This is a genomic window from uncultured Planktosalinus sp., assembly GCF_963973675.1.
Classification (GTDB): domain Bacteria; phylum Bacteroidota; class Bacteroidia; order Flavobacteriales; family Flavobacteriaceae; genus Planktosalinus.
Map to the genome: position 1 here is coordinate 1 of NZ_CAXBAN010000338.1, position 2,952 is coordinate 2,952.

The window sequence follows — 2,952 nt, forward strand, 5'->3', positions numbered from 1 at the left end:
CTTTAGCTATCATTTCTTCTGGATTCAATATCATGTTCATGATCCATTCCGGAGCACGTCTGTTTGTTACATCTGCTATTTTTGGACCGATGAATTTTTTGTCCATTTTGTGACAAGCTGAACACATTTTTTGGAAAACATCTTCACCTTGTGTTGCCATAGCTTCATCGATTCCGTCATTAATTGTAACTGACTTTACAGGACCAATTCCTTTGTTAGATAGATCGATCATGTCTGCTGAAGAGGTTGCTTTTTTTTCTTTTTTAGTTTTTTTTTTACTGTAATCTCCTATTTTAATGTCTTTCTTTTCTTCTTTTTCTCCGCCTCCACAAGAGATTAAGGTGATTGTAGCTAATAATAAAAGGGCTGTTTTTAGTATGCTTTTCATTGTAATTGATTTTAAGTGTTATCTACTGTTTCGTTTTAATGATGTAAAATTACTTTGTTATTTTACCTTTGTTTATGACTGGAATCATATTGGATTATTTTTCTTAACCTTTAATAAATGAGACTTTTACAAAATTGAAATAACTGTTCAAAAGTAGCTTGAGAACTTTGTATTGAAAATGATATTTATCATATTTTACATTTGAATACTATAAATAGAATAGTGATTGCCTATAAAACTATGAAGTATTCAAAATCTTTTTATAAAAAATAAATTATAAAACACAAACAGCCGCATTGCTAAATGCGGCTGTTCCAACAAAAATGAGTGGTGTTGTTCTTAAATTTTCACTGTCAATACAGGAATTTCAGATTTATTTGCAACTTCTTCACTGATGCTTCCGGCAAGTATTTTGTTAATACCTTTTCTACCGTGGGTGGGTATTGCAATCAAATCGGCCTGTAACAACAAGGCTGCATTTTGAATACCCTCTGTAACAGAATAATCATTAAAAATAACAATATCTTCAGAGTGGTTGGAGATTTTATTTTTGTTTAAAAACGTACGCATGAGCTCTCTGATTTCTAGTGTATTTTTAAAATTGGCATTGGGAGTGTTTATATAAACCAATTTTAAAGTGGCCTTATAGGAATCTGCAAATTGCTTGATGGCTTTAAATGCAGTTAAATTTTCCTTGTTAAAATCTGAAGCAAACACAATTGTTTTAGGGTTGAAGTCTTGTGTATCTGATTTAACAACAAGCACGGGTATGTCTGAGGTGCGCACTACTTTTTCGGTATTTGACCCCACAAAATATCCTTTAACCCCACTGGAACCCCTGGAGCCCATGACGATAAAATCGGCATCGATTTCTTTAGCAGTATTGTCTACTTCTTCAAACACTTTGTAATGTTTGATGATGGGGCTTGCTTTGATGCCTTTCATGTAGTCCTTCTCAATAAATTTCTCAAATTGTTTATTGGCCAGTTGCATAAAAAACATGAGTTCACGTCTTTTTGTAGCTTCGGTGATGCTGATCATCTGATCTGAGATGTCCAGCATGTGTAGTAAAAATAATTCAGCTTTATTCTTTTTTGCTATATTTGCGGCTACTTTTAAGGCATATTCTGAATGCTTAGAAAAGTCTACCGGTACGATGATTTTTTTCATAATAGTATAGTGTTATAGGTTAAACAGTCATTGAAAACAATCGTGTTTCAGGTTGTTTATTTTGTAATAAAATATCAAAAGCCATACAGACGTTTCTGATGAATGGTCTCCCTTTTTCAGGTACTTCAATTGCGTTTGGCAAAATCAAAACCAATCCATCCTTTTCCATTTCTGCCAGATTTTCTTTGATTTCAGAAAAATTGATAATTTCTTCATCGGTTGCAAACCAGTTTGTCTGTAGATTGCACATCAAATTGAGGATATGTTTTCTGATTATTTGATCTTCTTCAGTCAATAAATGCCCTCTGTAAACGGGGATTTTATTTTCATTCAATAGTTTATAATATGCTTCAATATTTTTCTCATTTTGGGCAAAAGCAGTCCAGCTATCGCTAATTGCGGAAATCCCAAGACCAATCATTATTTTGCTTTGAGTGGTGGTATACCCCATAAAATTGCGATGCAGGGTATTGTTGAACATTGCCTGGCATAATTCATCTTCCGGTAAGGCAAAATGATCCATTCCAATTTCAATGTACCCTAATGTTTCCAACAATTTTTTTCCAGTTTCATACTGGGTTCTTTTCAATTCGGGACTCGGTAAGTTTTCTTCAGTAAACCCCCGTTGCCCGTTTCCTTTAATCCACGGTACGTGCGCATAACTATAGAAGGCAATACGGTCGGGTTGCAGTTCTTTGGTTTTTTGGATGGTGAATTTGACGTGCTCCAGGGTTTGGTAAGGCAATCCAAAAATGATGTCGTGACCCACTGAAGTGTAGCCAATTTCTCGTGCCCATTCGGTCACTTTTTTGACATTTTCAAAAGGCTGAATTCTGTGGATGGCTATTTGAACCGCCATGTTGTAATCCTGCACCCCAAAGCTTACGCGTCTGAAACCAGTATCATAGAGCGCTTGCAAGTGTTCTTTGGTAGTATTGTTAGGGTGTCCTTCAAAGCTAAAACTATAGTTTTCATCAATGATTGTGTCTTCAAGAATTCCTTTCATCAAATGAGTGAGGTTTTCAGGACTAAAAAAGGTGGGGGTGCCACCGCCCAGATGTATTTCTTTTATAATGGGTTTATCAACCAATAGTTGCTTGTACAATTGCCATTCTTTAATGACGGCATTGATATATGGCTCTTCGACTTCATGTCTTTTAGTGATGCGTTTGTGACATCCGCAAAAAGTACATAAGCTTTCACAAAAGGGCAGGTGAATGTAAAGGCTAATGCCTTCAGAATTGTTGTAACGGTCAAACTGAATTTTCAATCGTTTCGTCCAGTCTTCAGCTGTAAAGTTAGCCTCATCCCAGTATGGAACTGTGGGGTAACTGGTGTATCGCGGACCTGGCACATTGTATTTGTCTGTTAAACTTTGCATGCTCTTTATTTTC

General features: G+C 35.7%; 3 protein-coding genes. All 3 read right to left on the bottom strand.

Going from position 1 to position 2,952, the window contains the following annotated elements; translation table 11 throughout:
• Window positions 1-388 (bottom strand): c-type cytochrome (locus tag AACY61_RS11580; protein ID WP_339611740.1); only part of this gene is annotated, 388 nt, incomplete at its 3' end.
• A 339-nt stretch (window positions 389-727) separates the two neighbouring features.
• Entirely contained in the window at window positions 728-1,558 is an 831-nt protein-coding gene (locus AACY61_RS11585; RefSeq protein ID WP_339611741.1) for a universal stress protein, read from the bottom strand.
• 19 nt (window positions 1,559-1,577) lie between these two features.
• Window positions 1,578-2,939, bottom strand: coding sequence for an oxygen-independent coproporphyrinogen III oxidase (hemN, locus tag AACY61_RS11590; protein ID WP_339611742.1), 1,362 nt, complete (start codon window positions 2,937-2,939; stop codon window positions 1,578-1,580).
• Window positions 2,940-2,952 lie beyond the last annotated feature (13 nt).